This is a genomic window from Metapseudomonas phytobenefica (genome assembly GCF_043392685.1).
Classification (GTDB): Bacteria; Pseudomonadota; Gammaproteobacteria; order Pseudomonadales; family Pseudomonadaceae; genus Metapseudomonas.
On sequence record NZ_JBHZGM010000022.1, the window covers coordinates 90,912 to 98,321 of the forward strand.

A 7,410-nucleotide genomic window follows, 5' to 3' on the forward strand; every position below is an offset into this window, starting at 1 on the left:
GGTCGCCATGGGCGCAATCTTGAATCTGGTCGAGCGCAACCTGCACGAAGTGCGGGTGGATGCCGACCGCATGCTGTTCCATATCCCGAGCAGTTCGCTGTTCGCCGCCGATGAAGTCACCGGCGGCATCATCGACGCCCTGCGCCAGCAGAGCTGCTCGTCGGAGGACTTGGTGCAACGCCTGGGCGGACGTTTCGCCGGGCAGGACATCGATGAAACCCTGCGCGAGCTGATCGCGCTGGAAGTGGTCAGTGACGGCTCGCCGCTGACGCCGGAAATCGGCATCGCCAAGGTGGAGCGCACGGCGCTCAATACCGTGGTGCTGAACGTCAACACCGGCTGCAACCTGAGCTGCACCTACTGCTACAAGGAAGACCTGGACAAGCCTTCGGCCGGCAAGAAGATGGGCGCCGAAACCGCCGAAGCCTCGGTGGAAATGCTGCTGCGCGAGTCGCCCGACGAAGAGCGCTACAGCGTGGTGTTCTTCGGTGGCGAACCGCTGTCCAACCGGCCGCTGATCGAGCACATGGTGGATTACTGCGAGCGCCGCTTCGCGGAAGAAGGCAAGCAGGTGGAGTTCATCATGACCACCAACGCCACGCTGCTCACCGAAGAGATCATCGACTACCTCAACGCCCACCGTTTCGGGCTGTCGATCAGCATCGACGGGCCGAAGACGGTGCACGACCGCAACCGCATCACCGTGGGCGGGCAGGGCACCTATGACGTGGTGCGGCGCAAGGTGGACCTGCTGCTGTCGCGCTATCGCAGCCGGCCGGTGGGCGCGCGGGTGACCCTGACCCGCGGCATCACCGATGTCGAGACCATCTGGAACCACCTGTTCAACGAGCTGGGTTTTGCCGAAGTCGGCTTCGCGCCGGTCACCTCGGGCGACATGGCGGACTACAACCTGACCAGCGAAGAGCTGGTGGAAGTCTTCGCCAACATGAAGGCACTGGGTCGCCGCTACCTGGAGGCGGCGCTGGAGCACCGTAACATCGGCTTCTCCAACCTGCACCAGCTGATTACCGACATCCATGAAGGCCACAAGAAGGCGCTGCCCTGCGGCGCCGGCCTGAAGATGCTGGCGGTGGATCACAAGGGCGAGTTGAACCTCTGCCACCGCTTCACCGGTTCGAGCATGCCGACCTTCGGCAACGTGCACAGCGGGGTGAAGCAGGTTGAGCTCAACGATTTCCTCTCCCAGCGCCTGGACCGTTCCGGCACCGGCTGCGACAGCTGCCGCATCCGCAACCTGTGCTCCGGCGGCTGCTACCACGAAAGCTACGCCCGCTACGGCGACCCCACTCACCCGACCTATCACTACTGCGAGCTGATGCGCGACTGGGTGGACTTCGGCATCGAGGTCTACAGCCGCATCATGGCCGACAACCCGGCCTTCATCAGCAGCTACATCTCTCCGCGGAAGGCGCACTGACATGAAACATCTGAAGCCGCTCAACAACAAAGCGCAAATGCTCGAAAAAGCCGCAGCCGAAGATCGCATCGAGGAAGTCATGGCCATGAGTGCGGTGGCCGGATGCACCGCCACCACCGACCCGGGCTGGGAAGTGGACGCCTTCGGTGGCGTGACCTCCCTGTGCCAGCCGATGGAAGCCGACCTCTACGGCTGCTCAGACCCTTGCTGGTGGCCGGCCCAGGTGCCCGACATGATGAGTACCTACCCGGACTGGAACACCCAGGCAGTCAACTCCGCGGAGGACTGGCGAAACCTCGGCACCGTATTCCCGAAAGACAAATGACCGGCGACAAGAACAAGAGGGATAACCGCATGAAACTCAAAGCCATCGCCAGCCTGGCGACCGCCGTCGCCGGCTTCGCACTGGGCACCAGTGCCTGGGCCACTGATGCAGCCGGTCCGGCGCTGAAGGCCGGTCATGAATACATGATCGCCACCAACTACCCGAACAACCTGCACGTGGTCGATCTGGCCAGCGACAGCCTGTACAAGACCTGCCGCCTGCCCGATGCCTTCGGTCCCGGCACCGCGATGATGGCGCCGGACAACAAGACCGCCTACCTGCTGAACAACCACTTCGGCGACTTGTACGGCGTCGACCTGGACGACTGCAAGACGGTGTTCCACGCCAAACTGTCGCAAAAGCCTGGGGAGAAGGCGCGTTCGATGTTCTCCTTCGCCCTGAGCCCGGACGGCAAGGAGCTCTACACCACGGTCAACCCGACCCAGATGATGAGTGACCATTACGTGGTCAAGCAGCCGCGCCTGGAAGTGTTCCGCACCAGCGATGGCCTCGACGCCAAACCGGTACGCAGCTTCCCGATGCCGCGCCAGGTCTACCTGATGCGCGCCGCTGATGACGGCAGCCTGTTCGTCGCCGGGCCGGACATCTACAAGATGGACGTGCACACCGGCAAGTACGAGGTGGCAGTGCCCGGCCGCAACTGGCAGCGCCCGAACTACAGCGCGCCGGACGTGCTGTATTTCTGGCCGCACCAGACGCCGTACCACGAGTTCTCGATGCTCTATACCACCGCCAAGTTCAAGGATGAGAAGCAGGACCTGGCCACCGCCGACTACGTGTATGGCTACGTCAGCATCGACCTGAAGACCGGCAAGAGCACCGTCCAGGACTTCGCGCCGCTGACCGAGCTGTACTTCACCGGCCTGCGCTCGCCGAAGAACCCGAACCATATGTACGGCGTGCTCAACCGCTTGGCCAAGTACGACATCAAGGAGCAGAAGCTGATCAAGGCCGCCAACCTTGACCACTCCTACTACTGCGTCGCCTTCAACACCAAGGGCAGCAAGCTCTACCTGGCCGGCACCTTCAACGACATCGCGGTGTTCGACCCGGACAGCCTGGAGAAGGTGAAGAACATCAAGTTGCCGGGTGGTGACATGGCCATCACCACGACGCAGGTGTTCATCCGCTAAGAAAGGGGTTTGGTTGGTTTCTCTGTGGGGGCGACTTCAGTCGCTAAGGGCAGCGCAGCTGCCCCATCGACCTTGAGGGCAGGACTGCGTCCTGCTTAGCGAATGAATTCGCCCCCACAGAATGTCGACGGCCGGACCACTGGCCGCCAGGCAACCGAACCCATATCCGACCAATGGGTCACTAGACAGGAAAACTGTCTTTATTTACCTTGACGTTTACGTAAAGGTAAATAAACCAATTGCGTACCGGGCCTCTCCGCCGTAGTCGAGGCCAGTTGATCAGAGTCGATCCCAGTACAACGACAAGAAGGGACAGCCATGAATCACCAGAGCTACACCCGGGGGCGGCAGGACAAAGACCTGCTCGCCATGACCATAGGCGCGGCATTCGATGCCACGGTTGCCAGATTCCCCGAGCGCGAGGCGCTGGTAGTCAGGCATCAGGGCCTGCGCTACAGCTGGAAGGAACTGGCCGAAGCGGTGGACCGCCACGCCCGTGCATTGCTCGCCCTGGGCCTGGAGAGCGGCGACCGCCTCGGTATCTGGGCGCCCAACTGCGCCGAGTGGTGCATCACCCAGTTCGCCAGCGCCAAGATCGGCGCCATCCTGGTGAACATCAATCCGGCCTACCGCAGCAGCGAACTGGAATACGCCCTCAAGCAGTCCGGCTGCCGCTGGGTGATCTGCGCCGACGCCTTCAAGACCTCCGACTACCACGCCATGCTGCTGGGCCTGGTGCCTGAGCTGGCCGCTGCCGAGCCGGGCGCGCTGTCCTCGGAGAAGCTGCCGGAGCTGCGCGGCGTGGTCAGCCTGGCGGCCAATCCGCCGGCGGGCTTCCTGCCCTGGGCTGCCCTGCAGGAGAAAGCCGGGCAGGTGAGTGTCGAGGCCCTGACCGAACGCCAGGCCAGCCTGCAGTTCGACGACCCCATCAACATCCAGTACACCTCCGGCACCACCGGTTTCCCCAAGGGCGCCACCCTCAGCCACTACAACATCCTCAACAACGGCTACATGGTCGGCGAGAGCCTGGGTCTGACCGAGCAGGATCGCCTGGTGATCCCGGTGCCGCTGTATCACTGCTTCGGCATGGTGATGGGCAACCTCGGCTGCCTGACCCACGGCTCCACCATGATCTACCCGGGCGATGCCTTCGACCCGCTGACCACCTTGCGTGCCGTGTCCGAAGAGAAGGCCACCGCCCTCTACGGCGTGCCCACCATGTTCATCGCCGAGCTGGATCACCCGCAGCGTGACGAGTTCGACCTGTCCAGCCTGCGCACCGGCATCATGGCCGGCGCCACCTGCCCGATCGAAGTGATGCGTCGGGTGATCAACGAGATGCACATGAGCGAAGTGCAGATCGCCTACGGCATGACCGAGACCAGCCCGGTGTCCCTGCAGACCGGTCCGGACGACGAACTGGAACTGCGCGTGACCACCGTTGGCCGCACCCAGCCGCACCTGGAAAGCAAGATCGTCGACGCCGAGGGCCGGATCGTCCCGCGCGGCACCATCGGCGAACTCTGCACCCGTGGCTACAGCGTGATGCTGGGCTACTGGAACAACCCGCAGGCGACCGCCGACTCCATCGATCCGGGCCGCTGGATGCACACCGGCGACCTCGCCTCCATGGACGAGAACGGCTACGTCTGCATCGTCGGCCGCAGCAAGGACATGATCATTCGCGGCGGCGAGAACATTTACCCGCGCGAGCTGGAAGAGTTCTTCTTCACCCACCCGGCGGTGGCCGACGTGCAGGTGATCGGCATTCCCTGCAGCAAGTACGGCGAGGAGCTCGTCGCCTGGATCAAGTTCCACCCCGGCCACAGCGCCACCGAAGACGAGCTTCGTGCCTGGGCCAGGGAGCGCATCGCCCACTTCAAGGTGCCGCGCTTCTTCCGCTTCGTGGATGCCTTCCCGATGACGGTGACCGGCAAGATCCAGAAGTTCCGCATGCGCGAAATCAGCATCGAGGAACTGACCCCGCCGAAGGACGACAAGGTGGCGGCGATTCGGTAGGGCCGGCAGCCGGGGCGGAGCTCTTCGCTCTTTTGTGGGGGCGAATGAATTCGCCCCCACAGGGAAAGCCCCTACAATGCGCATTGCTGGAAATCAGTACCAAGGGAGCCCATGACAGGCACCTCCGCCGAGAAAGGCACCATCTCCATCCGCCTGGTCCACGAAGCCCTGCTGGAACTCCGCCAGCGGGGCTTCGACGATTCCGCGCTGCTCCGCCAGGCCGGCATTCCCGCCGAGCTGCTGGCCAAGCCCTATGGGCGCGTGTCGTCGCAGCTCTACGGGCAGCTCTGGCTGCTCATCGCGCGGACCATGGACGACGAGTTCTTCGGCATGAACCCGCGGCGGATGAAGTCCGGCAGCTTTGCCTACATGACCCGCGCGGCGGCGAAGGAGCCCACCGTGGGGGCGGCCCTGGACCTGTCCCTGCGCTTCCTCGAACTGGTCTTCGACGGCCTGTCGCCGCGCCTGGAGCGTCGGGGCGGTCTCGCTGAAATCACCCTCGATGAGCCGCAAGGGCAGCAATGCCGGGCCTTCAGCTACTTCACCCTGTGGCTGATGATCCACGGCCTGATGTGCTGGCTGGCCGGGCGGCGCATTCCCATCCTCGGCGTCGACCTGCGTTGCGCAGTGCCGGACTACATCGAGGACTACCGGGTGATGTTCAGCACCAATCTGCGCTTTTCCCGCCCACAGAGCCGCCTGCTGTTCAACGCCGACTGCCTGGAACTGCCGGTGCGGCGTACGCCGCGTGACCTCAAGCGTTTCCTTGCCGGCCTGCCGGCGAACATCCTGGTGCGCTACCGCGACCCGCAGAGCCTGGCGGCACGCATCCGCGCCTACCTGCGCAGCCTCCGGCCCGAGCGCTGGCCTGACGTGGAGGCGCTGTCCAGCCATTTCTACATGGCGCCGTCCACCCTGCGCCGCAAACTGTCCCTGGAAGGGCAGTCCTACCAGGGGCTGAAGGACCAGGTCCGGCGTGACCTGGCCATCGCCCGGCTGGACCATGGCGAAGTCAACTTCACCGAACTGGCCTTCGAACTGGGCTTTGCCGACACCAGCGCCTTCTACAAGGCTTTCAAGAAATGGACCGGCTCGACGCCGGGACAATACCGCGCACTCATCCATCCGGATTCAAGTTGATGCGCCTTCCCGCCGCTATATGGACGGGCGGCCGCTGCCTGCACCCAACTGCCGACACGAAACACACAGGACCCATTCCATGCCCCTCAACCGACTTTCCATCCAGTGGAAGATCACCCTGCTGGCCGGCCTCTGCCTGCTGGCCATCGTCGCCGTGCTGATCGGTATCTCGCTCTACCGCATGGGCGCCGGCACCGCGCTGGTCAAGGCGAACAGCGCGCAGATGCTGGAGACCTCGGCTCGCGAGCGCATGGAAGGGGAGGGCAAGGTGCAGGCGCTGACCATCCAGCGCTACTTCCTGTCGGCCTACCAGGACGGCCTCAACTTCTCCCGCCAGGTGCTGCAGGACAAGCGCCTGGCGCAGAAACTGCAACTGGACGGCCAGCTCCTGCGCGAGGACCTGAACCAGAAGGTGAAGGAGTCCCTGCAGGCCAACCCGCAGCTGCTCAGCTTCTACCTGGTGTTCGAGCCCGATGCCCTGGACGGCAGCGACGCGCTCTACGCCAATCGCACGGAACTCGGCAGCAACGAGGTGGGCCGTTTCTCCGCCTATTGGGCGCAGCGCGATGGCCAGCTCAGCTCCCTGGCACCCACCGAAGAGATGATCAGCGACACGACGCCGATGCTTGACGGCAGCCCCTTCAACAACTGGTTCAACTGCCCGAAACAGACGCTCAAGCCCTGTCTGCTGAACCCGTACTTCGACGAAGCCTCCGGCCAGAAGACCCTCATCACCACGCTGGCCTTCCCGGTGATCGAGGACGGCAGGATGCTGGCGGTGGTGGGCATGGATATCAGCCTGAGCAACCTGCAACAGCTGGCCAGCGCTGGCAGCCAGGGCCTGTATGGCGGCCAGGGCTCCATCAGCATCCTCAGCCCGGCGGGCCTGCTCGCCGGTCATAGCGCGGACGCCGGCCAGCTTGGCCGGGGCCTGGCCCAGGTCTACCCGAACGAAGCGTCCGCGCTCCTCGGCCTGCAACGCGAAGGCAAGGCCCACGAGCAACAGGCCAATGACCACCTGCAGGTGCTCGCGCCGCTGCAGCCGATCCCGGAATCCAAACCCTGGGCCGTGCTGCTCGACGTGCCCATGCAGACCCTGCTGGCGCCGGCCCTTGAACTGCAACAGGAGCTGGACGCGCGCAACGCCCAGGGCACCTGGCTGGAGCTGCTGTTCGGCGTTGCCGCCGCGGTTGTCGGCCTGCTGCTAGTGTGGCTCACCGCCCGCGGCGTGACCCGGCCGATCCTCGGGGTGGCCGGCATGCTCAAGGACATCGCCAGCGGCGAAGGCGACCTGACCCGCCGCCTGGACTACGCCCGCCAGGACGAACTGGGCG

6 protein-coding genes are annotated in these 7,410 nt (G+C 64.4%); all 6 read left to right on the forward strand.

Annotated features, from left to right (window positions below; translation table 11 throughout):
* The first annotated feature begins 7 nt into the window (after window positions 1-7).
* Window positions 8-1,438, forward strand: coding sequence for a quinohemoprotein amine dehydrogenase maturation protein (peaB, locus tag ACFW0B_RS17835; protein ID WP_449150338.1), 1,431 nt, complete (start codon window positions 8-10; stop codon window positions 1,436-1,438).
* A gap of 1 nt (window position 1,439) precedes the next feature.
* Window positions 1,440-1,763 (forward strand): quinohemoprotein amine dehydrogenase subunit gamma, encoded by a 324-nt coding sequence (gene qhpC / locus ACFW0B_RS17840; RefSeq protein ID WP_449150339.1) that lies wholly within the window; start codon window positions 1,440-1,442, stop codon window positions 1,761-1,763.
* Window positions 1,764-1,792: 29 nt separating this feature from the next.
* The gene (gene peaD, locus ACFW0B_RS17845; protein WP_449150340.1) at window positions 1,793-2,917 is read left to right on the forward strand and encodes a quinohemoprotein amine dehydrogenase subunit beta; all 1,125 of its coding nucleotides are present in this window, start codon (window positions 1,793-1,795) and stop codon (window positions 2,915-2,917) included.
* Between the two features lie 318 nt (window positions 2,918-3,235).
* Entirely contained in the window at window positions 3,236-4,936 is a 1,701-nt protein-coding gene (locus ACFW0B_RS17850) for an AMP-binding protein (RefSeq protein ID WP_449150341.1), read from the forward strand.
* 111 nt (window positions 4,937-5,047) lie between these two features.
* Window positions 5,048-6,076 (forward strand): AraC family transcriptional regulator, encoded by a 1,029-nt coding sequence (locus ACFW0B_RS17855; protein WP_449150342.1) that lies wholly within the window; start codon window positions 5,048-5,050, stop codon window positions 6,074-6,076.
* Between the two features lie 79 nt (window positions 6,077-6,155).
* Window positions 6,156-7,410: methyl-accepting chemotaxis protein (locus ACFW0B_RS17860; RefSeq protein WP_459251718.1), on the forward strand; the 1,255-nt coding region annotated here is incomplete at its 3' end.

What these genes read in the sequence shown, in the direction of transcription:
- ACFW0B_RS17850 (WP_449150341.1), top strand. Translation starts at nt 3,236, where the DNA reads ATGAATCACCAGAGCTACACCCGGGGGCGGCAGGACAAAGACCTGCTC.
- qhpC (WP_449150339.1), top strand. Translation starts at nt 1,440, where the DNA reads ATGAAACATCTGAAGCCGCTCAACAACAAAGCGCAAATGCTCGAAAAA.
- peaD (WP_449150340.1), top strand. Translation starts at nt 1,793, where the DNA reads ATGAAACTCAAAGCCATCGCCAGCCTGGCGACCGCCGTCGCCGGCTTC.
- peaB (WP_449150338.1), top strand. Translation starts at nt 8, where the DNA reads ATGGGCGCAATCTTGAATCTGGTCGAGCGCAACCTGCACGAAGTGCGG.
- ACFW0B_RS17855 (WP_449150342.1), top strand. Translation starts at nt 5,048, where the DNA reads ATGACAGGCACCTCCGCCGAGAAAGGCACCATCTCCATCCGCCTGGTC.